Source organism: Mycolicibacter sinensis (assembly GCF_001667945.1).
Taxonomy (GTDB): Bacteria; Actinomycetota; Actinomycetes; order Mycobacteriales; family Mycobacteriaceae; genus Mycobacterium; species Mycobacterium sinense_B.
The window spans coordinates 15,484-37,822 of the sequence record NZ_LZJK01000031.1 but is presented as its reverse complement, the minus strand read 5'-3'; the positions used below and the strand labels follow the sequence as shown (position 1 = coordinate 37,822).

Annotated in this window: 19 protein-coding genes; 16 read left to right on the top strand and 3 right to left on the bottom strand. The window is 69.3% G+C overall.

Features of this window, described 5'->3' with window-relative positions:
* Positions 1-52 precede the first annotated feature (52 nt).
* A complete protein-coding gene (locus tag A5694_RS03130; RefSeq protein WP_064920390.1) occupies positions 53-1,075 on the top strand; it encodes an alcohol dehydrogenase catalytic domain-containing protein in 1,023 nt (340 codons plus the stop codon).
* Between the two features lie 70 nt (positions 1,076-1,145).
* Here the strand turns inward: A5694_RS03130 and A5694_RS03125 are convergent, their stop codons facing one another.
* Entirely contained in the window at positions 1,146-1,928 is a 783-nt protein-coding gene (locus A5694_RS03125; RefSeq protein WP_064920389.1) for a Coq4 family protein, read from the bottom strand.
* Between the two features lie 103 nt (positions 1,929-2,031).
* Here A5694_RS03125 and A5694_RS03120 point away from each other — a divergent pair, with 103 nt between their 5' ends.
* The 9 genes from A5694_RS03120 to ruvB all read left to right on the top strand — a co-directional run bounded on the left by A5694_RS03120 (position 2,032) and on the right by ruvB (position 12,021).
* Positions 2,032-2,733 (top strand): helix-turn-helix domain-containing protein, encoded by a 702-nt coding sequence (locus A5694_RS03120; protein WP_064920388.1) that lies wholly within the window; start codon positions 2,032-2,034, stop codon positions 2,731-2,733.
* Positions 2,734-2,802: 69 nt separating this feature from the next.
* Positions 2,803-3,720 (top strand): pyridoxal 5'-phosphate synthase lyase subunit PdxS, encoded by a 918-nt coding sequence (pdxS, locus tag A5694_RS03115; protein ID WP_064920387.1) that lies wholly within the window; start codon positions 2,803-2,805, stop codon positions 3,718-3,720.
* Between the two features lie 9 nt (positions 3,721-3,729).
* Positions 3,730-4,575, top strand: a complete 846-nt coding sequence (tesB, locus tag A5694_RS03110; RefSeq protein WP_064920386.1) for an acyl-CoA thioesterase II — start codon at positions 3,730-3,732, stop codon at positions 4,573-4,575.
* Positions 4,572-5,168, top strand: a complete 597-nt coding sequence (gene pdxT / locus A5694_RS03105; protein WP_064920385.1) for a pyridoxal 5'-phosphate synthase glutaminase subunit PdxT — start codon at positions 4,572-4,574, stop codon at positions 5,166-5,168. The genes tesB and pdxT overlap by 4 nt, the downstream gene beginning before the upstream one ends.
* 54 nt (positions 5,169-5,222) lie before the next feature.
* Positions 5,223-8,765 (top strand): carboxylic acid reductase, encoded by a 3,543-nt coding sequence (gene car, locus A5694_RS03100; protein ID WP_064920384.1) that lies wholly within the window; start codon positions 5,223-5,225, stop codon positions 8,763-8,765.
* Positions 8,766-8,807: 42 nt separating this feature from the next.
* Complete coding sequence (locus A5694_RS03095) at positions 8,808-9,563, top strand: YebC/PmpR family DNA-binding transcriptional regulator (protein ID WP_064920383.1); 756 nt, start codon at positions 8,808-8,810, stop codon at positions 9,561-9,563.
* 87 nt (positions 9,564-9,650) lie between these two features.
* Complete coding sequence (ruvC, locus tag A5694_RS03090; RefSeq protein ID WP_064920437.1) at positions 9,651-10,208, top strand: crossover junction endodeoxyribonuclease RuvC; 558 nt, start codon at positions 9,651-9,653, stop codon at positions 10,206-10,208.
* A gap of 173 nt (positions 10,209-10,381) precedes the next feature.
* Positions 10,382-10,972 (top strand): Holliday junction branch migration protein RuvA, encoded by a 591-nt coding sequence (ruvA, locus tag A5694_RS03085; protein WP_064920382.1) that lies wholly within the window; start codon positions 10,382-10,384, stop codon positions 10,970-10,972.
* Entirely contained in the window at positions 10,969-12,021 is a 1,053-nt protein-coding gene (gene ruvB, locus A5694_RS03080; protein WP_064920381.1) for a Holliday junction branch migration DNA helicase RuvB, read from the top strand. The genes ruvA and ruvB overlap by 4 nt, the downstream gene beginning before the upstream one ends.
* Positions 12,022-12,024: 3 nt before the next feature.
* Here the strand turns inward: ruvB and gabT are convergent, their stop codons facing one another.
* Complete coding sequence (gene gabT, locus A5694_RS03075) at positions 12,025-13,365, bottom strand: 4-aminobutyrate--2-oxoglutarate transaminase (RefSeq protein WP_064920380.1); 1,341 nt, start codon at positions 13,363-13,365, stop codon at positions 12,025-12,027.
* A 3-nt stretch (positions 13,366-13,368) separates the two neighbouring features.
* Complete coding sequence (locus A5694_RS03070; protein WP_064920379.1) at positions 13,369-13,689, bottom strand: hypothetical protein; 321 nt, start codon at positions 13,687-13,689, stop codon at positions 13,369-13,371.
* 178 nt (positions 13,690-13,867) lie between these two features.
* Between A5694_RS03070 and yajC the strand changes: the two genes are divergently transcribed.
* The 6 genes from yajC (at position 13,868) to A5694_RS03040 (ending at position 22,339) form a co-directional block, all read left to right on the top strand.
* Positions 13,868-14,176: a preprotein translocase subunit YajC gene (yajC, locus tag A5694_RS03065; protein ID WP_064920378.1), complete on the top strand. Its 309-nt coding sequence runs from the start codon at positions 13,868-13,870 to the stop codon at positions 14,174-14,176.
* A gap of 160 nt (positions 14,177-14,336) precedes the next feature.
* Positions 14,337-16,394, top strand: a complete 2,058-nt coding sequence (gene secD, locus A5694_RS03060; protein WP_064920377.1) for a protein translocase subunit SecD — start codon at positions 14,337-14,339, stop codon at positions 16,392-16,394.
* 4 nt (positions 16,395-16,398) lie between these two features.
* Positions 16,399-17,709 (top strand): protein translocase subunit SecF, encoded by a 1,311-nt coding sequence (gene secF, locus A5694_RS03055; RefSeq protein ID WP_064920376.1) that lies wholly within the window; start codon positions 16,399-16,401, stop codon positions 17,707-17,709.
* 6 nt (positions 17,710-17,715) lie between these two features.
* Positions 17,716-19,374 (top strand): ABC transporter substrate-binding protein, encoded by a 1,659-nt coding sequence (locus tag A5694_RS03050; protein WP_064920375.1) that lies wholly within the window; start codon positions 17,716-17,718, stop codon positions 19,372-19,374.
* Between the two features lie 7 nt (positions 19,375-19,381).
* Positions 19,382-19,918, top strand: a complete 537-nt coding sequence (locus A5694_RS03045; protein ID WP_064920374.1) for an adenine phosphoribosyltransferase — start codon at positions 19,382-19,384, stop codon at positions 19,916-19,918.
* Positions 19,919-20,017: 99 nt separating this feature from the next.
* The gene (locus A5694_RS03040; protein WP_064920436.1) at positions 20,018-22,339 is read left to right on the top strand and encodes a RelA/SpoT family protein; all 2,322 of its coding nucleotides are present in this window, start codon (positions 20,018-20,020) and stop codon (positions 22,337-22,339) included.

Here is a 22,339-nt window from a genome sequence, read left to right as displayed (position 1 = left end):
CGGGTGCGGGAAAAACCCCGTCGCGGCGGGGGGACCCGTTTAGCCTGAACGGGTGAATCCCAAGCCATCCCACCGCGCAGTTCAGGTACCGTCCGTCGGCGCGGCACTGTCCCTGGTCGATGTCGACACCCGCGCACCCGCGCCCAATCAGGTCCGGATCGCCGTGGCGGCCTGCGGTGTCTGCGGCACCGATCAGGGCATCGTCAATGGCGGCTTTCCCGGCCTGAGCTGGCCGTTGACGCCCGGGCACGAAATCGCCGGCACCATCGCCGAACTCGGAGCGCAGGTGACGGGCTGGTCGGTGGGCGACCGGGTGGCGGTGGGCTGGTTCGGCGGGCACTGCAACCACTGCATCCCTTGCCGCAAGGGCGATTTCATTCATTGCGCCAACGGGCAGGTGCCCAGCTGGCACTACCCGGGCGGGTACGCCGAGTCGGTGACCGTGCCGGCCAATGCACTGGCGCGTATCCCCGATGAACTGTCCTTCGCCGAGGCGGCGCCGATGGGGTGTGCCGGGGTGACCACCTACCATGCGCTGCGGTCGACGAGGGCACGCGCCGGGGACCGGGTCGCGGTGCTCGGCCTGGGCGGTCTGGGGCACCTGGGTGTGCAGTTCGCCGCCGCCATGGGATTCGAGACGATCGCGATCGCGCGCGGAGCCGCCCGCGCCGATGACGCCCGGGCCCTGGGCGCCCACCACTACATCGACTCGACCGCCGGCGATGTCGGCCAGGCGATGCAGGCGCTCGGGGGTGCGGCGGTGGTGCTGGCCACCGCGGCCAACTCCCAGGCGATGGCCGCCACGGTTGGCGGGCTCGAGCCGCGCGGGGAGCTCGTTGTCATCGGGGTCACCCCCGACGCGCTGCCGATCGCCCCGGCGCAGTTGATCGGCCCGGGACTCAGCGTCATCGGCCACCCGTCGGGCACCGCCCGCGACGTGGAGGAGACCATGGCCTTCGCGGTGCTGTCGGGGGTGCGGGCCCGTATCGAAGAGCGGCCGTTGGCCCAGGCCGCGGAGGCCTACGCCGCCATGACGGAGGGCCGGGCACGCTATCGCATGGTCTTGACTATGTGATTCCTTCCGGCGAGCAGTTCCCGAACGCCTCTGACCTCAGCCCGATATGGGGCTTTGGGACTGCTCGCGCTCAAGCAACGTCCGCGTCGTAGTCCCAGCGCGTGGGTGGCTTCATCCCCGGAGGCATCCACCCGATGAACATGTGGCCGGCCGGGTGGGCGCTGCGTGTCGGCATGACGCCCAACATCTCCCGAACCTCGTTGAGCGGCCGGTCCAGCAGCTCTTCATACGGGGCCGCCATCAGGTTATCGGCGCGCTGACCGCGGCGGACGGCTTCCCGGAAGTAACGGATCTTGCGCCGCGGCGAGGCCGGGATGAGGGGTCCGAGCAGCCCGAGGGTCAGCGCCTTCAGGGCACCGGAGGGCTCCATCTGCCCGCAGTGGAATCCCAGGTTGCCGAACTCGCCGCCGATGTCCGGGCCGTAGCCGCCCAGGGTGTGGAACATGTCGTGCAGGGCGGTGCCGCGCCGCATCATGTAGAAGAAGTCGTCGTCCCAGCCGCGACGCTCGGCGACCGGCCGGATCACGGTGTCGACGTCGAAGACGCCGGCATCGAGCCGGTTGGTGCGCAGAAACGACCGGTAGGCGTGGCCCAGCGATCCCACCGGGAGGGAGGCCAGATAGTCGTCGTCGCCGAGCAGCGCCAACAGATCCGGCTTCTCGGCGAACAGCCGCCGACCGTTGGGATGTGCCCGCAACTGGTGGTAGCTGCGGGCCAGGATCGGGGCCGCCAGGCCCACGATCAGCTCGAAGGCCGACCCGCCGTTCTTGCCGGGGTTGGTCAGCAGCCGCCAGGAGCCGAACACGGCCGGCCAATCCCGGTGCTCGGGTACGCCGGTGAACGCTGCAGCCATGCGACGATCCCTTCATCGGATACGCAAGCGAAGGCACTACGGAGTGCACCACGTCCAATAATAGACATATGGACGCACATGTCCATATATTCCGGAGACCGCAATGACGGCACGCCGCCGCGGCCGGCCGCCCGGCGGCGGCAACCCGCCTGAGCACGCCCGGGAATTGTTGCTCGACGCTGCGGAGCGTTCGTTTGCCCAGCGTGGCTACCGGACCTCGACCATGCAGGTCATCGCCCGCGAAGCCGGCTACACCCGGGCGGTGATCTACCGCCACTTCGCCACCCGCGATGAGCTGCTCGACGCGTTGGTGGTGCGGGTGGCGGTGCGCAAGATGGCCGAGATCGCCACCCGGGTTCAGGCCACCGACGACCCCGGTGGTTCGGTGAGGCTCGACGGAGGAGAGGCGACGCCGGGACCGTCGTATGACCCCGGCGTCCTGGTGACCGAGTCGCTGGTGATCGTGGCCACCGAGGTCGGCCAGGACCCGCTGCTGCGGGTGATCTCCGAGCACACCGACGAGGGCAACGTCGCCGCCCTGATCGCCCGGTCGGCGACGCTGGGCGAGGTGCTCGCCGGGCAGTTCGAAATCGGATTCCAGCAGGCGGGGACCTTCCTGCGCGCCGGCCTTCGCCCCGGTGACGCCGCCCATTTCGTGCTGTCGGTGGCCCTCGGCTTGTTGCTGCGGCTGATTCCCGGCGTCGACGACCCCGACCAGGTCCGCCGATACGTGCGGGTTTTCGTGCTACCGGCGTTGGTCGCCGCTCCGCCGCCGCCGGGGCCGGTCTTCGCGCCGCTGGACTAACGAGGGAGAAAATCGGCTGGCGGGCGCCCACTACACTGGGCGAGTATCACGAGCGAGGAGAAGCATTCAGTGGACAGCGCGGCGCAGAACGGCTCGGCACCCGGCGGGCAGACCGGAACGGCGCGGGTCAAGCGCGGCATGGCCGAGATGCTCAAGGGCGGCGTCATCATGGACGTCGTCACCCCCGAGCAGGCCCGCATCGCCGAGGGCGCCGGCGCCGTCGCGGTGATGGCGCTGGAGCGGGTGCCGGCCGACATCCGTGCCCAGGGCGGGGTATCGCGGATGAGCGACCCGGACATGATCGAATCCATCATCGCCGCGGTGACCATCCCGGTGATGGCCAAGGCACGCATCGGGCACTTCGTCGAAGCGCAGATCCTGCAGAGCCTCGGGGTGGACTACATCGACGAGTCGGAGGTGCTCACCCCGGCCGACTACAGCCACCACATCGACAAGTGGCGTTTCACCGTCCCGTTCGTGTGCGGGGCGACCAATCTGGGCGAGGCGCTGCGCCGCATCACCGAGGGCGCGGCGATGATCCGCTCCAAGGGTGAGGCCGGAACCGGAGACGTCTCCAATGCCACCACCCACATGCGTGCCATCGGCGGCGAGATCCGCCGGCTCACGTCGCTCTCCGAAGACGAATTGTTCGTCGCGGCAAAGGAACTGCAGGCCCCCTACGAACTGGTCGCCGAAGTCGCCAAGGCCGGCAAGCTGCCGGTGACGCTGTTCACCGCCGGCGGCATCGCCACGCCCGCCGATGCGGCGATGATGATGCAGCTCGGCGCCGAAGGCGTGTTCGTCGGCTCCGGCATCTTCAAGTCCGGTGATCCGGCCGCCCGGGCGGCCGCCATCGTCAAAGCCACCACCTTCCACGACGACCCGGACGTGCTGGCCCGGGTCTCGCGCGGGCTGGGCGAAGCGATGGTCGGCATCAACGTCGAGGACATCGCAGCGCCGCACCGGTTGGCCGAGCGCGGCTGGTAGAAAACCTCTGTGGCGATCGAAGAGATCCTCGATCTCGAACAACTCGAGGTCAACATCTACCGCGGAAGCGTGTTCAGTCCGCTCTCCGCTGACCACCAGCGCACCTTCGGCGGGCACGTCGCCGGTCAGGCGCTGGTATCGGCGGTCCGCACCGTGGACCCGCGTTTTCAGGTCCACTCGCTGCACGGCTACTTCCTGCGCCCCGGCGACGCCCGGGCGCCCACGGTGTTCATCGTCGAGCGGGTGCGCGACGGCGGTTCCTTCTGCACCCGGCGGGTCAACGCGGTGCAGCATGGCGAAACCATCTTCAACATGTCGGCGTCGTTTCAGACCGCGCAGCAAGGCATTACCCACCAGGACTTGATGCCCGACGCACCCGATCCCAAGGATCTGCCCGACATTGCCAGCATGAAGGCCTTCGACGACGCGGGCTTCAAGGCGTTCGCCGAGTGGGATCTGCGCAAGGTGCCCCGCGCGCAGCTACCGCACATTCCGGGCAAAGTCGCCGAGCAGCAGGTGTGGTTCCGCCATCGCGACCGGCTACCCGACGATCCGGTGCTGCACATCTGCGCGCTGGCCTACATGAGCGACCTGACCCTGCTGGGCACCTCCTGGTCGATTCACCCGGCCGAGCGTGACCACCTGCAGGTGGCGTCGCTGGACCACGCGATGTGGTTCATGCGCCCCTTCCGGGCCGACGAATGGCTGCTCTATGACCAGTCCTCGCCGTCGGCGGGTGCCGGCCGGGCCCTGACTCAGGGCAAGATCTACAACCGAGCCGGAGACATGGTGGCCGCCGTCATGCAGGAGGGGCTGACCCGCTTCCCGTCCGGATATCAGCCGACCGAGCAGTGAGCGGCCCGCAGGTCGGTGTGCTCGCGCTGCAGGGCGACGTCCGCGAACACCTGGCCGCCCTGCGTGCCGTCGGCGCCGAGGCGGTGCCGGTGCGTCGTCGCGCGGAACTCGACGCCGTCGATGCCCTGCTGATTCCCGGGGGCGAGTCGACCACCATGAGTCACCTGCTGCGCGAGCTGGAGCTGATCGATCCGCTGCGAGCCCGGCTGGCCGACGGGATGCCGGCCTACGGGTCCTGCGCGGGCATGATCCTGCTGGCCGCCGAGATCGTCGATGCCGGCGCGCAGGGGCGCGCCGCCATCCCGTTGTCGGGGATCGATATGACGGTGCGGCGCAACGCTTTCGGTCGGCAGGTCGATTCCTTCGAAGGTGACGTGGCGTTCACCGGCCTAAAGGATCCGGTGCATGCGGTATTCATCCGGGCGCCCTGGGTGGAGCGGGTCGGGCCCGGGGTGCAGGTGCTGGCGGAGGCTGCCGGGCATCCGGTTGCGGTGCGCCACGGCGCGGTGCTAGCTACCTCGTTTCACCCGGAGGTGACCGGCGATCGCCGGATCCACCGGTTGTTCGTCGACATCGTCAACGAACACCGTTGAGTGCCTGACCGGCAGGCCGTTTCTGCGCGCCCGCCAGCGGGTATCTCGCCCGCCATGACCGCCGGAGCCGACCGCCAACAGCGCCTGTCGTACCGCATCGACACGCTGAACCGGACCGATCCCCAGTTTCGGGCCGCGGCGCCCTCGCCGGCGATCACCGACGCCGCCCACCGACCGGGGCTACGGCTCTGGGAAGTCATCGACACCTATCTGCGTGGCTACGCCGATCGCCCGGCGCTGGGCCAACGGGCGCGGGAAGTCACCCGCAGTGAAGCCAGCGGCCGCAACACCACCACACTGCTGGCCGGCTTCGACACCATCAGCTACCGGCAGCTCGGTGACCGGGTCGCCGCCCTGGCCACGGCGTGGCGGTCGGTGGTGCCCGGATTCGGCCCCGGCGACCGGGTGGCGGTGCTGGGGTTCACCAGCGTCGGCTACGCGGTGATCACGCTGGCGTGCGCGCGCTCGGGCGCGGTGTTCGTGCCGCTGCAAACCAGCTCGACCGCCGCCCAGTTGGCGCCCATCGTCGCCGAGACCGAGCCGCACATCTTCGCCACCAGCGTCGAATCGCTGGACACCGCCGTCGACGTGGTGCTCGGGTCACCGTCGATCCGGCGGCTGGTGGTGTTCGACTACAACGCCGCCGACGACGACCAGCGTGCGCGTTTCCAGGCCGGCACCGCCCGGCTGGTCGCGGCCGGGCGGGCCCTGGACGTGGTGCCGCTGTCCGACGAGCTAGAGAGCGGCAGCACTCTGGCGCCGGCCCCGCCCTTCATCCCGGCCGCCGGGGACAACCCGCTGGCGACCCTGATCTACACCTCCGGCAGCACCGGCACCCCCAAGGGCGCCATGTACACCACCGACATGATGACCAGCATCTGGCAGCGGCCCCGCGGCCCGTCGGTGGATGTGGGCCAGCCGATCCCGGCGATCCACCTGCAGTACATGCCGCTGTCGCACGTGTTCGGTCTGGAGTGGTTGATCGCCACACTGGCCGCCGGCGGCACCGGCTACTTCGCCGCCAAAAGCGACATGTCCACCCTGTTCGACGACATCACGCTGGTACGCCCCACCGGGCTGAACCTGGTTCCGCGGGTGTGCGACATGATCTACCGGCGCTACCGCAAAGAGCTAGATCAGCGGCCTACCGGTGGGCGCGGCGCGGATGAGCTGGCCACCGAGGTGAAAACCGAACTGCGCGAAGAGTTTCTGGGCGGGCGGGTGATCTCGGCGATGTGCGGCAGCGCGCCGCTGTCGAAGACGGTGCACGCCTTCATGGAATCCATGCTCGACATCGCCGTCAGCGACGGTTACGGCTCCACCGAGACCGGCGGCGGCATCATGCGCAACGGGATCATCAAACGCCCGCCGGTGACCGACTACAAGCTGGTCGATGTGCCCGAACTGGAATACTTCACCACCGACCGGCCGTATCCGCGTGGTGAGCTCTACCTCAAGTCGGAGCTGCTGATTCCGGGCTATTACCGCCATCCCGAACTGACCGCGCAGATCTTCGACGAGGACGGCTACTACAAGACCGGCGACATCATGGCCGAGATCGGCCCCGATCACCTGGTCTATCTGGACCGCAGCAACAACGTCATCAAGCTCTCGCAGGGCGAGTTCGTGGCGGTGTCGCGACTGGAGGCCACCTACTCCACCAGCCCCTATATCCGGCAGATCTTCCTGTACGGGTCCAGTGAGCAGCCCTTTCTGCTCGCGGTGATCGTGCCGAACGCCGACGCCGTCGGTGACGGTGACGCGCGCGCGCTGATCGCCGGGTCGCTGCAGCAGATCGCCGCCGACGCCGAGCTGAACGCCTATGAGGTACCGCGGGATTTCCTGCTCGAAACGAATCCGTTCACCCGCGACAACGGGCTGCTGTCGGGAGTCGGCAAATTGCTGCGGCCGGCGCTGACCGCACGCTACAGCGAGCAGCTCAACGCCCTTTACGACCAACTCGCGGCCGGCCAGGACGACCAGCTCGAGCGGCTGCGGGCCGAAGCCGGCGAGCGGCCGACGATCGATACCGTGCGCCGCGCCGCGGCCGCTACCCTGGGACTGCCCGCCGATGACGCGTCATTCGATGCAGACGCCAAATTCATTGACCTGGGCGGCGATTCGCTTTCGGCGTTTTCCTTCGCCACCCTGCTGGAGGGAATCTTCGCCATCGACGTGCCGGTGCAGACCATCGTCAGCCCTACCGCGACACTGGCCGCAATCGCTGGATACGTTGACGGGCAACGCGATTCGGCCCACGGCAGCCGGCCGACGTTCGCCTCGGTGCACGGCCGGGGTGCCACCGTGGCCCGGGCGGCGGACTTGAGCCTGGACAAACTCATCGACGCCGCAACGCTGGCCGCCGCGCCCGGCCTGGCCGCAGCGGCGGGTGAGGCCAACACGGTGCTGCTCACCGGCGCCAACGGGTACCTCGGGCGCTTCTTGTGCCTGGAGTGGCTGCAACGGCTGGCGCCGCGCGGCGGCACGCTGATCTGCATCGTGCGTGGCGCCGACCCGGACGCGGCCCGGCAACGCATCGAGGCGGCCATCGACACCGGCGACGCCGAGTTGTGCGACCACTTCCGCGCCCTGGCCGATCAGCACCTGGAAGTGCTGGCCGGGGATCTGGCAGCGGAGAATCTGGGCCTGGACACCGCTACCTGGGCCCGGCTGGCGGGCTCGGTGGATCAGATCGTGCACGCCGCGGCCATGGTCAACCACGTCCTGCCGTATAGCCAGCTGTTCGGTCCCAATGTGGTCGGCACCGGCGAGATCGTCAAACTGGCCCTGAGCACCCGACTCAAGCCGGTCACCTACCTGTCCACGGTCGCGGTGACCGCGCTGCCCGACGGCAGTTTCGTCGGCGAGGACATCGACGTGCGGCAGGCCAGCCCGGCGCGGTCGCTGGACAGCTCCTACGCCGGCGGGTACGCCACCAGCAAGTGGGCCGGGGAGGTGCTGCTGGCCGAGGCGCACGACGTGTGCGGGTTGGGTGTGGCGGTGTTCCGGTCGGACATGATCCTGGCGCACAGTCGCTTTTCCGGGCAGCTCAACGTGACCGACATGTTCACCCGGCTGATGTTGAGCCTGCTGGTCACCGGAATCGCCCCGCGATCGTTCTATCAGCTTGACGCCGCCGGTAACCGGCAGCGGGCCCACTACGACGGGCTGCCCGCCGATTTCACCGCCGAGGCGATCACCACCCTCGGCGAGCGCAGCACCGCTGGGTTCCACACCTACAACGTGCTCAACACCTACGACGACGGCATCTCGCTGGACACGTTCGTCGACTGGCTGATCGCCGACGGCCAGCCGATCGAGCGGATCGACGACTACGCCGATTGGCTGGCCCGGTTCGAAACCGCGATGCAGGCGCTGCCGGAGCACGAGCGCAAGAATTCGGTGCTGCCGCTGCTGGACGCCTACGCCCACCCGGAGCCGGTGTCGGGCCGGCACGCGCCCGCCGGGAAGTTTCGCGCCGCGGTGCAACAGGCCCAGATCGGCGAGTCCCGCGATGTGCCGCACCTGTCTGAGGCGCTGATCCTCAAGTACGTCGCCGACCTGCGCCACCTCGGGCTGCTGGGGGTGCACGCGTAGACTCATCAGGCTGACTTTGCGAGCGAGAAGAAGAGGTAGTGCATGAGCGGCCATTCCAAGTGGGCCACCACCAAGCACAAGAAGGCCGTCATCGACGCACGCCGCGGCAAGAACTTCGCCCGGTTGATCAAAAACATCGAGGTCGCAGCCCGCGTCGGTGGCGGGGACCCGTCGGGCAATCCGACGTTGTATGACGCCATCCAGAAGGCCAAGAAGAACTCGGTGCCCAACGACAACATCGAGCGGGCCCGCAAGCGCGGTGCCGGTGAAGAAGCCGGTGGTGCGGACTACCAGACCATCACCTACGAGGGCTACGGGCCCAACGGGGTGGCGGTGCTCATCGAGTGTCTGACCGACAACCGCAACCGGGCCGCGTCCGAGGTGCGGGTGGCGATGACCCGCAACGGCGGGCAGATGGCCGACCCCGGCTCGGTCGCCTACCTGTTCAGCCGCAAGGGGACGGTCACCCTGGACAAGAACGGGCTGACCGAGGACGACGTGCTGATGGCGGTGCTCGATGCCGGTGCCGAGGACGTCAACGACCTGGGGGAGAGCTTCGAGGTGATCTCCGAGCCGGGCGATCTGGTGGCGGTGCGCACCGCGCTGGTCGATGCCGGCATCGACTATGAGTCGGCCGAGGCGAGCTTCCAGCCGTCGGTCAGCGTTCCGGTCGACGTCGAGGGCGCCCGCAAGGTGTTCAAGCTGGTCGAAGCGCTCGAAGACAGCGACGACGTGCAGAACGTGTGGACCAACGTGGACCTGTCCGACGAGGTGCTGGCCGCGCTCGAGTCCGAGTAGCGCCTGCGCCCCCGCGTGTCCTGCCGGGCGGTGTCGGCTCCAACCGCTAGTGTTCGAACAGGTGTTCACTAGGGTAGGGAGCGTGTGGTGCGGGTGATGGGCGTCGACCCCGGGCTGACCCGCTGCGGGTTGTCGGTCGTGGAGGGCGGCCGCGGGCGCCAGGTCACCGCGCTGGACGTCGATGTGGTGCGCACCCCGGCCGACCAGTCCCTGCCGCAGCGGCTGCTGACCATCAGCGACACCGCCGAGCACTGGCTGGACACCCACCGGCCCGACGTCCTCGCCGTCGAGCGGGTGTTCTCCCAGCAGAACGTCTCCACCGTGATGGGCACCGCCCAGGCCGGCGGGGTGATCGCGCTGCAGGCCGCCCGGCGCGGCATCGAGGTGCATTTCCATACCCCCAGCGAGGTCAAGGCCGCGGTCACCGGCAACGGTTCGGCCGACAAGGCGCAGGTGACGGCGATGGTCACCAGAATCCTTGGGTTGCAACAGAAACCGACCCCCGCTGATGCGGCAGACGCGCTGGCGCTGGCGATCTGCCACTGCTGGCGGGCCCCGATGATCGCCCGGATGGCGGCCGCCGAGGCGTTGGCCGCCGAGCAGCGGCGCCGCTACACCGCCAAGCTCAAGGCGGCCCGGGCATGACCGCCGGCGACGATGCAGAGCGGAGCTTGCGGAGCGATGAGGAGGAGCGGCGCAGATGACCGCCGGCGACGATGCAGAGCGGAGCTTGCGGAGCGATGAGGAGGAGCGGCGCAGATGACCGCCGGCGACGATGCAGAGCGGAGCTTGCGGAGCGATGAGGAGGAGCGGCGCAGATGATCGCCTCGGTACGCGGTGAGGTCATCGACATCGCCCTCGACCACGTGGTGCTCGAGGCGGCCGGCGTCGGCTACAAGCTGATGGCCACCCCGGCGACGCTGTCGACGCTGCGCCGCGGCAGCGAAACCCGGTTGGTCACCGCGATGATCGTGCGCGAGGACTCGATGACGCTGTACGGCTTTCCCGACGCTGACGCGCGCGATCTGTTCCTGACGCTGATCGGGGTGTCGGGAATCGGTCCCAAGATCGCGCTGGCCGCGCTGGCGGTCTACGACGCGGCCGCGCTGCGCCGGGTGCTCGCCGACTCCGATGTCACCGCGCTGACCCGGGTCCCCGGGATCGGCAAGCGCGGGGCCGAGCGCCTGGTGCTGGAACTGCGCGACAAGATCGGTCCGGTGGCGGCGTCCGAGGGTACCGTCGTCAACGGTCACGCAGTACGCGCGCCGGTCATCGAAGCCCTTGTCGGCCTTGGCTTTGCCGCCAAGCAGGCCGAGGAGGCCACCGACAAGGTGCTGGCCGAGAATCCGGACGCCGGCACCTCCGACGCGCTGCGGACGGCGTTGAGCCGGCTGGGGAAGACCAAGTGAGCGACCCCGGCGAGGCCGCCCCGCGCGAGGTGTCCCCGGCGCTGACGGTCGGGGAGGGCGATATCGACGCCGGGCTGCGTCCGCGCAGCCTGGCCGAGTTCATCGGTCAGCCCCGGGTGCGCGAGCAGCTGCAACTGGTGATCGAGGGCGCCAAAAACCGTGGCGGCACACCGGATCACATCCTGCTGTCCGGTCCGCCCGGCCTCGGCAAGACCTCGCTGGCGATGATCATCGCCAGCGAGCTGGGCAGCTCGCTGCGGGTGACCTCGGGGCCGGCGCTGGAACGCGCCGGAGACCTGGCGGCGATGCTGTCGAATCTGGTCGAGCACGACGTGCTGTTCATCGACGAGATCCACCGCATCGCCCGGCCCGCCGAGGAGATGCTCTACCTGGCGATGGAGGACTTCCGGGTCGACGTCGTGGTCGGTAAAGGTCCCGGCGCGACATCGATTCCGCTGGAAGTGGCGCCGTTCACCCTGGTCGGTGCGACCACGCGCTCGGGTGCGCTGACCGGCCCGCTGCGGGACCGGTTCGGTTTCACCGCGCACATGGACTTCTACGAGCCGACCGAGCTGCAGCGGGTGCTGGCCCGATCCGCGAAGATCCTCGGGATCGAGCTCGGCGCTGAGGCCGCTGCCGAGGTGGCGCGGCGGTCCCGGGGCACCCCGCGCATCGCCAACCGGCTACTGCGCCGGGTGCGCGACTACGCCGAGGTGCGCGCCGACGGGGTGATCACTCCCGACGTGGCCAAGGCGGCGCTGGCCGTCTACGACGTCGACGAACTGGGCCTGGACCGCCTCGACCGGGCGGTGCTGTCGGCGTTGACCCGAAGTTTCGGCGGCGGCCCGGTCGGGGTGTCCACCCTGGCGGTGGCGGTCGGGGAGGAAGCGGCCACCGTCGAGGAGGTCTGCGAGCCGTTCCTGGTGCGCGCCGGGATGATCGCCCGCACTCCGCGGGGCCGGGTCGCCACCCCGGCGGCCTGGACGCATCTGGGCATGGTGCCGCCGGCCGGGGCCGGGGGACTGGGACAACAGGGGCTATTCGAGTAGCCGCTACAGCTTGGCCAACTCACCGGCCAGCACATCCAGCCCCTCGGAGAGCAGCTCGTCGCTGATGGTCAACGGCGGCAGCAGCCGCAACACGTTGCCGAACGTGCCGCAGGTCAACACGATCACGCCGGCCCGATGACACGCGGCGGCCAGGGCTTTGGTCAGCGCCGGGTCCGGCTCGGCACCGTCGGGCCGCACCAGCTCGACGGCGATCATGGCGCCGCGGCCGCGGACGTCGCCGATGCGGTGGTCGTCGGCCTGCAGCCGGCCCAGTCGCTCGAACACCAACCGCTCGATCTGGCGGGCCCGCCCGACCAGATCCTCGGCCTGCACGGTGGCGAACGCGCCCAGCGCTGCCGCGCAGGCCACCGGGTTGCCGCCGAACGTCCCGCCCAGGCCGCTGACCTGTGGGGCGTCCATGATCTCGGCGCGACCGGTGACCGCCGACAGCGGCAGGCCCCCGCCGATGCCCTTAGCGGTGCAGATCAGATCGGGCTCGATCGGTTCGTGCTCGCAGGCGAACATCGCCCCCGTACGCGCGAAGCCGGTCTGCACCTCATCGGCGATGAACACCACGTCGTTGTCGCGGCACCACGCCAGCAGCGCGGGCAGAAAACCCGGCGCGGGGACGATGAACCCGCCCTCGCCCTGGATCGGTTCGATGACCAGCGCGGCCAGGTTCTCGGCGCCGATCTGGTTCTCCAGGACACCGATAGTGCGCTCGGCGGCTCGCTCGCCGTCGCTGCCCAACTCCTTGTCGATCAGCCCGTCCCGGTAGGGATAGGACGTCGGCGCGCGGTAGACGTCGGGGGTGAACGGCCCGAATCCGCTCTTGTAGGGCATCGACTTGGCCGTCAGTGCCAACGTCAGGTTGGTACGGCCGTGATAGCCGTGATCGAACGCCACCACCGCGGATTTGCGGGTGTAGGCCCGGGCGATCTTGACGGCGTTCTCCAGAGCTTCGGCACCGGAGTTGAGCAGCACCGAGCGCTTCTCGTAGCGGCCGGGAGTGAGTCGGTTCAGCGCTTCGGCGACGGCCACATACCCCTCATACGGCGTCACCATGAAGCAGGTGTGGGTGAACTGTCCGACCTGCTCGCGCACCCCGTCGACCACCCGCGGTGCGGCGTTGCCGACGGTCGTCACCGCGATGCCCGAACCCAGATCGATCAGCCGGTTGCCGTCGACGTCCTCCACGATGCCCCCGGCGGCGCGCGCCGCGTAGACCGGCATGGTGCTGGCCACCCCACGTGCCACGGCCGCCGCGCGACGCTGCGCCAGCCGCGCCGAGCCAGGTCCGGGGATCTCGGTGGCCAGGTGACGGCTCTGCGGCAGCGGCGGCACGGTTCACACCTGGCCGAGGGGCCGGCAGACGTTGCCGAAGGGGTTCCACCATTGCCCGGGCGGGCAGTCCAACGGTGTCGGTCCCTGGCCCAGCGGCATGCAGGTGTTGGTGCTCGGCTCCCAATACTGACCGCCCGGGCAGTCCAGCGGCGTCGGTCCTTGCCCGAGGGGCATGCAGGTGTTGGTGCTCGGCTCCCAGTACTGCCCGCCCGGGCAGTTCAGCGGCTCCGCCGACCCGATGGCGGGCATGGCGATTGCGCCCACCGCCAGGGGAGCTGCCGCCAGCGCGACGGCAGTAGCCAGACCACATGCAATGCTTCTCATCGGCCCACCTTCTCTTGAGAATCTGCCCCCGGATTCCCCCACAGCCTAAGCGGCCGACAGCGGTACCGGCGTCCACTCGCGCCACACAATGGCACACTGTTGTCATCACAGCGGCCCGTCATACCCGGCCCGGTGCCGAAGACCAAGAAACGAACAACTCGAAAGATCGATTGCTGTCATGAACCAAATGGTTGCCTTCCTGCCGCTGCTCATCGTGATGGGCGCGTTCATGTTCTTCGCCTCGCGGCGGCAGAAACGCGCGATGCAAGCCACCATCGACCTGCACGAGTCGCTGCGGGTGGGCGACCGGGTCCACACCACCTCCGGATTGCAGGGGACCATCACCCGGATCACCGATGACGACGTCGACCTCGAGATCGCCGATGGCGTGGTGACCACCTGGATGAAGCTGGCGATTCGGGACAAGATCGAGCCGGCGGACGTCACCGCCGAGGCCGCGGTCGAGCAGGCCGCCGAAGGCGCCTGAGCGCCGACGCGCGGAACGCCTGCCCAACGACCGAGCTTGCCGGCCGGGCACGTACCCTTTGCGGGTGCAGTCGAACTGATCGTCGCGAGCGGACCCGGCGCGGACCAGCCCCGACGATCGCCAGAGCGCATCGTGCAATGAGCGAAGGAGACTCAACAACGTGGCATCGCCTTCGGCGCCGGTGCACCCTGCCCGCAATATGGCGGTGTTCCTGGCTTTGCTCATCGGTGTCTACCTGCTGGTGTTCCTGACCGGGAACAAGCTGGCCGAACCCAAGCTCGGCATCGACTTGCAGGGCGGCACCCGTGTGACGCTCACCGCCCGCACCCCGGACGGCTCCGCCCCGACCCGGGACGCGCTCAACCAAGCGCAACAGATCATCAGTGCCCGGGTCAACGGCCTGGGGGTGTCCGGGTCCGAGGTCATCATCGATGGCAACAACCTGGTCATCACGGTGCCCGGCAGTGACGGCAACGAAGCGCGCACCCTGGGACAGACGGCCCGGCTCTACATCCGGCCGGTGATCAGCGGGGTGTCGGTGGAGGAAGCCAAGCAGGCCGGCGGCGGCCAGATGCCTGGCCTTCCCGGCGGGCCCGGGCGGCCCGGCCTGCCGCCGGGCGTTCCCGGAGTTCCAGGCGGAGTCCCCGGTGTTCCCGGTGGAATTCCCGGCATGCCCGGGGGAGTGCCCGGTGTCCCGGGCGGAAACCCCGGCGTGCCCGGCTCGCCGGCCACCGGCGGCCAGTCCGGTTCGGGTGAACAGGGCCTGCCGGGAGGGGCCGGCGGTGAAGGCTCCTTCGGTGGAAGCGGCGAGTCGCTTCCGCAGCAGCCCCTGATGCCACCGGCGCAGCCCAGGCCCTATCCCCAGGAGCCGACCCCGTCGCCGGGCACCACCTCCGACAGCCCCGGCCCGGAGAAAACCACCGAAACCACCGCTCCGGGCAGCCCGCAGATCCCGGCCCACCAGCCGGGGGAGGCGCCGAACCCCGGGGCGCAGCTGCCGGGCATGCCCCCCATTCCTGGTCAGCCGGGCCAACCGCAGGGTCTGGCGGCGCGCATCGCCGCCGAAAAGCGACTGCGGCAAAGCGACAACAAGGTGGTGCAGGCACTGGCCCTGCAGATCCAGGCCAACCGGTGCGACAAGGAAGACATCCTGGCCGGCAACGACGACCCGGACCTTCCGCTGGTGACCTGCTCGCAGGACCATCAGACCGCATACCTGCTGGCGCCGTCGATCATCAGCGGAGACCAGATCGCCGACGCCAGCTCGGGCATGGACCAGCGCAGCGGCGCCAACATCGTCCAGGTGCAGTTCAAGAGCGCCGCGGCCGACATCTGGGCTGACTACACCGCCGCCCACATCGGCACCCAGACCGCGTTCACGTTGGACTCGCAGGTGGTCAGCGCGCCGCAGATCCAGGAGGCGATCCCCGGCGGACGCACCCAGATCACCGGCGGCTCACCAGGTTTCACCCAGGACCAGGCGCGGCAGCTGGCCAACGTCTTGAAGTATGGGTCGTTGCCGCTGTCGTTTGAGGCCTCGGAGGCCGAAACCGTTTCGGCCACACTGGGAATGACCTCATTGCAGGCGGGTCTGATCGCCGGTGCGATCGGCCTGGCGCTGGTGCTGGTCTACTCCCTGCTCTACTACCGGGTGCTCGGGGTGCTGACCGCGTTGTCGCTGGTGCTTGCCGGGGCGATGGTGTACGCGATCCTGGTGCTGTTGGGCAGATACATCAACTACACGCTCGACCTGGCCGGTATTGCCGGTCTGATCATCGGTATCGGCACCACCGCCGACTCGTTCGTGGTGTTCTTCGAACGCATCAAGGACGAGATCCGGGAAGGCCGTTCATTCCGCTCGGCGGTGCCGCGCGGGTGGACGCGGGCGCGCAAGACGATCGTGTCCGGCAACGCGGTGACGTTCTTGGCCGCAGCGGTGCTGTACTTCTTGGCGGTCGGCCAGGTGAAGGGCTTCGCGTTCACGCTGGGGCTGACCACGATCCTGGACCTGGTGGTGGTGTTCCTGGTGACCTGGCCGCTGGTGTACCTGGCGTCCAAGTCGCCGACGCTGGCCAAGCCGGCCTACAACGGCCTCGGCGCGGTGCAGCAGGTCGCCCGCGAACGGCGCGCGGTGGCCAGGGCGGGTAGCAGACCGGGCGGCAGATCCGGAGCCAAAACGGGCGCGCGGGTGACCGCCCAGTCGACGGGACAGGGATAGCCAGATGGCCAAACCGAGCACCAAGCGCGCGACGAAGTCCGCGACCAACGACACCGACGCGGTCGAACTCACCGAGACCCGCGCCGTCGAGGAGACGGCCCGTAAAACCCCCGGCACGCCGCGGCCGCCGAAGCACAGCTTCTTGTCGCGCCTGTACACCGGCACCGGCGCGTTCGAGGTCATCGGCAAGCGGCGGATGTGGTACGTGGTCAGCGGCGCGATGGTCGCGATCGCGATCGCCAGCATCCTGCTCCGCGGCTTCACCTTCGGTATCGACTTCGCCGGCGGCACCAAGGTGTCGTTCCCGCGGGGCGACACCAGCGTCACCCAGGTCGAAGAGGTCTTCCGCAGCAGCGTGGGCAACAGCCCCGAATCGGTCGTGGTGGTCGGCAACGGTTCGTCGGCGACCGTGCAGATCCGCGCCGAGACGCTCACCAACGAGCAGACCGAGAAGCTGCGGGACGCGCTGTTCGAGGCCTTCCAGCCCGTCGGGCCCGACGGCCAGCCCAGCCGGCAGGCGATCAGCGACTCGGCGGTGTCGGAGACCTGGGGCGCCCAGATCACCCAGAAGGCCGTGATCGCGCTGGTGGTGTTCCTGCTGTTGGCGTCGCTGTACATCACGGTGCGCTACGAGTGGTACATGACCCTGGCGGCGATGATCTCCATGGTCTTCGACGTCGCCGTCACCGCCGGGGTGTATTCACTGGTCGGCTTCGAGGTCACCCCGGCCACCGTGATCGGGCTGCTGACCATCCTCGGGTTCTCTATCTATGACACCGTCATCGTGTTCGACAAGGTCGAGGAGAACACCCACGACTTCGAGCACAAGAACAAGCGCACCTACGCCGAAGAGGCCAACCTGGCGGTCAACCAGACCTTCATGCGCTCGATCAACACCAGCTTGATCTCGGCGCTGCCGATCATCTCGCTGATGGTGGTCGCGGTGTGGCTGCTGGGCGTGGGCACCCTGCAGGACCTCGCGCTGGTGCAGTTGGTCGGGGTCATCGTCGGCACCTATTCGTCGATCTACCTGGCCACACCGCTGCTGGTCACCCTGCGGGAGCGCACCGAGCTGGTGCAAAACCACACCCGCCGGGTGATGCGGCGCCGCCAGGCCGCGACCGGTGTCAAGTCGGCACCGGCGCCCGTGGACGGCCCAGAGGACACCGCCGAGATCGAGGACGAGGACGAGGCGACCGCGGTCGCGGCCACCCCCGCCCCGGCACCGGCCGCCCCGGCGCCGGGCGCCAAGCCGGTACGACCCACCAGCCGGCGCAGCCAGCGTCCGAGCGGCAAGCCGGGCGCCGGACGGTAACGGACGATGGCGGCCCGCTGTCGGCCTGCGGCGGCCCTGCTGGTGGCGGTCGCCACCGCGCTGGGTGCCTGGTCGGTGTCGGCGTGCACCAGCGCCACCGTCGACCAGATCGACTACGCCGTCGACGGCGGCCTGCCCACCTACAACACCACCTCGGTGGCCGGTGCCGCCTCGGCGGCGCCGCAGGCGTTCTCCCGCACCCTGACCGGGTTCGGCTACCACGGACCCGAAGGCCAGATCGTCACCGACCACGACTTCGGCAGCATCTCGGTGGTGGGACGCGCCCCGCTGGTGCTGGACTACCAGATCGCCGACGCGGCGGTCTATTCCGATGGCAAGCCGGTCACCTGCGACGACCTGGTGCTGGCCTGGGCGGCTCAGTCCGGGCGGTTCGGCGGCTTCGACGCCGCCAGCCGGGCCGGCTACCTCGACATCGAGCACATTGATTGCCAGCCCGGCGCCAAGAAGGCCCGGGTGTCGTTCTTCCCCGACCGCAACATCGTCGACTACGAGGAGCTGTTCACCGCGACGTCGATGATGCCGTCGCACATCCTCAGCGACAAGCTCGGCTTCAACGTCACCGAGGCCGTCCAGGGCCGGCTGGGACCGGTCGAGGAGGTCATGGGCAAGGTTGCCGCGGCCTGGAACACCACCTGGCAGCTCGACCACAATGTCGACCTGCGCAACTTCCCGTCGTCGGGGCCCTACAAAATCGACGCGGTGCTCGACGGCGGCGCCGTGGTGTTGGTCGCCAACGACCTGTGGTGGGGCGCCAAGCCGGTCACCAAACGGATCACGGTGTGGCCGCAGGGCGCCGACATCGCCGATCGGGTCAACAAACGCGTGGTGGAGGTCGTCGACGTGGCGACCGGGTCGGCGGGATCCCTGATCACCCCGGACGACTATCAGAGCAGCGACACCCCGTCCGGCGGTATCGAGCAGCTGATCTTCGCCCCGTCCGGGCCGCTGTCGGAGACGCCGGCGCGCCGGGCCGTGGCGCTGTGCACCCCCCGCGATGTGATCGCTCGGGACGCGGGCGTGCCGATCGTCAACTCGCGCCTGAACACCGCCATCGATGATGCGTTCGACCAAGCCGAGAACGTGCCCGAGGCCCAGCAGTTCGCGCACGCCGATCCGCGCGCGGCCCGCGACGCCCTCGCCGGCAAACCGCTGACGGTGCGGATCGGCTACCGCGCACCCAACACCCGGCTGGCCGCCGTCGTCGGGGCGATCGGCGGATCGTGCGCGGCGGCCGGTATCACCGTCACCGAGGTGGCATCGGAGAGCATCGGGCCGCAGGCACTGCGGGAGGGGCAGATCGACGTCCTGCTGGCGAGCACCGGGGGGTCGACCGGCAGCGGCTCGACCGGGTCGTCGGTGATGGACGCCTACGAGCTGTTCAGCGGCAACGGCAACAACCTGTCCGGCTACCACAACGACCAGATCGACGGCATCATCTCCGCGCTGGCGGTCACCGCCGATCCGGCCGAGCTGGTGCGGCTGCTGGCCGAGAGCGCCCCGGTGCTGTGGGCCGACATGCCGACCCTGCCGCTGTACCGTCAACAGCGCACCCTGCTGTCGTCGAAGAAGACGTACGGCGTGGCCGCCAACCCCACCCGCTGGGGCGCCGGCTGGAACATGGACCGCTGGTCCCTGGAAGGGTGACGCAATAGTGAGCCCGGCCGACGATGAGGTCGCCGAGATCGTCGCCGCGTTGACCCGCGAGGTGGCCGACTTCCCCGCGCCGGGAATCGCGTTCAAAGACCTGACCCCGGTGTTCGCCGACGCGGCCGGGTTGGCCGCGGTCACCGACGCGCTGGCCCGGATCGCAGCCGGGGCCGACGTGGTGGCCGGCATCGACGCGCGCGGATTCCTGCTGGCCGGGGCGGTCGCCGCCCGGCTCGGGGTGGGTGCGCTGGCAGTCCGCAAGGGCGGCAAACTGCCGCCACCGGTGCTCTCGGAGTCCTACCAGCTCGAATACGGCCACGCCGTGCTGGAGATCCCGGCCGACGGCATCGCGTTGGCCGGCCGGCGGGTGGTGATCCTCGATGACGTGCTGGCCACCGGCGGCACGCTGGCCGCCACCCGGCGGCTCTTGGAGCGCGCCGGAGCCGAGGTCGTAGCGGCGGCGGTGGTGCTGGAGCTGGCCGAGATGGGTGGACGCGCCGCGGTGGCGCCGTTACAGCTGGTGAGCCTGCGCCTGCTCTAGCCGATATCCTCGTCATCGGAGGTGAGCACAGTGGGCTCTGATCAAAGCTCAATCGGGAGCTCTGAGGCCGAGCGGCGCGACGCTGCCGGCGGCCAGCCGGTGGCCGTCTTCCAGCCGCCGGCCCAGGACTCGCCCACCGAGCGCACCGACCTGCTCAAGGTGCCCACCAGTGCCTCCCGGCGGGTGCGGGCCCGCATCGCCCGCCGGATCACCGCCCAGCGCGGCGCGCTGAGCCCGGTGCTGGAGCCGCTGGTCGCGGTGCACCGGCAGTTCTACCCGAAGGCGAACCTGGCGTTGCTGCAACGCGCCTACGAGGTCGCCGAACAGCGCCACGCCACCCAGCTGCGGCACTCCGGGGATCCCTACATCACCCATCCGCTGGCGGTGGCGACCATCCTGGCGGAGCTGGGCATGGACACCACCACGCTCGTGGCCGCGCTGTTGCACGACACCGTCGAGGACACCGGCTACACGCTGGAGGCGCTCGGCGGCGAGTTCGGCGACGAGGTCGCGCATCTGGTCGACGGGGTGACCAAGCTGGACAAGGTGGTGCTGGGCACCGCGGCCGAAGCCGAGACCATCCGCAAGATGGTGATCGCGATGGCGCGCGACCCGCGGGTGCTGGTGATCAAGGTCGCCGACCGACTGCACAACATGCGCACCATCCGCTTCCTGCCGCCGGAGAAGCAGGCTCGCAAGGCCCGGGAGACGCTGGAAGTCATTGCGCCGCTGGCGCATCGACTGGGCATGGCCACCGTCAAATGGGAGCTCGAGGATCTGTCGTTTGCGATCCTGCACCCGAAGAAGTACGAGGAGATCGTCCGGCTGGTCGCCGACCGGGCGCCGTCGCGGGACACCTACCTGGCCAAGGTGCGCACCGAGATCGTTAACACGCTGGCGAAGTCCAAGATCGCCGCGACCGTCGAGGGCCGGCCCAAGCACTACTGGTCGATCTATCAGAAGATGATCGTGCGGGGCCGCGACTTCGACGACATCTACGACCTGGTGGGCCTGCGGATCCTGTGCGACGAGATCCGGGACTGCTACGCCGCGGTCGGCGTGGTGCACTCGTTGTGGCAGCCGATGGCCGGGCGCTTCAAGGACTACATCGCCCAGCCGCGCTACGGGGTCTACCAGTCGTTGCACACCACGGTGATCGGCCCGGAGGGCAAGCCGCTGGAGATCCAGATCCGCACCCGCGAGATGCACCGCACCGCCGAATACGGCATCGCCGCGCATTGGCGCTACAAGGAAGCCAAGGGCCGCAACGGGGTTCCGCACCCCAACGCCGCCGCCGAGATCGACGACATGGCCTGGATGCGTCAGCTGCTGGACTGGCAGCGGGAGGCCGCCGATCCCGGCGAATTCCTCGAGTCGCTGCGCTATGACCTGGCCGTCAAGGAGATCTTCGTCTTCACCCCCAAGGGCGACGTGATCACGCTGCCCAACGGTTCGACCCCCGTCGACTTCGCCTACGCCGTACACACCGAAGTCGGCCACCGCTGCATCGGCGCCCGCGTCAACGGCCGGCTGGTGGCGCTGGAACGCAAGCTGGAAAACGGCGAAGTGGTCGAGGTTTTCACCTCCAAGGCGCAGAACGCCGGGCCGTCACGGGACTGGCAGCAGTTCGTGGTGTCGCCGCGGGCCAAGGCCAAAATCCGGCAGTGGTTCGCCAAGGAGCGTCGCGAGGAGGCGCTGGAGTCCGGTAAGGACGCGATCGCCCGCGAGGTGCGTCGGGTGGGTCTGCCGCTGCAGCGGCTGGTCAATGGCGAGTCGATGGCCGCGGTGGCCCGCGAGCTGCACTACAGCGACGTCTCCGCCCTCTACACCGCGGTCGGTGAGAACCACATCTCGGCGCACCACGCGGTGCAGCGGCTGGTGGCCCAGCTCGGTGGGGTGGACCAGGCCCAGGATGATCTAGCGGAGCTGGCGACTCCGCTGACCATGCCGCGCCGGCAGCGGTCCGACGACGTCGGCGTCGCGGTGCCCGGCGCGCCCGGTGTGCTGACCAAGCTGGCCAAGTGCTGCACCCCGGTGCCCGGCGACGAGATCATGGGCTTCGTCACCCGTGGCGGCGGGGTGAGCGTGCACCGCACCGACTGCACCAACGCCGACTCACTGCGCCAGCAGGCCGAGCGGATCATCGAGGTCAAGTGGGCGCCATCGCCGTCGTCGGTGTTCCTGGTGGCCATTCAGGTCGAGGCGCTGGACCGGCACCGGCTGTTGTCGGATGTGACCAAGGTGCTCGCCGACGAGAAGGTCAACATCTTGTCGGCCTCGGTCACCACGTCACGCGACCGGGTCGCAATCAGCCGGTTCACCTTCGAGATGGGCGACCCGAAGCATCTCGGGCACCTGCTCAACGTGGTCCGCAACGTCGAGGGCGTCTACGACGTCTACCGGGTGACGTCCGCGGCCTGA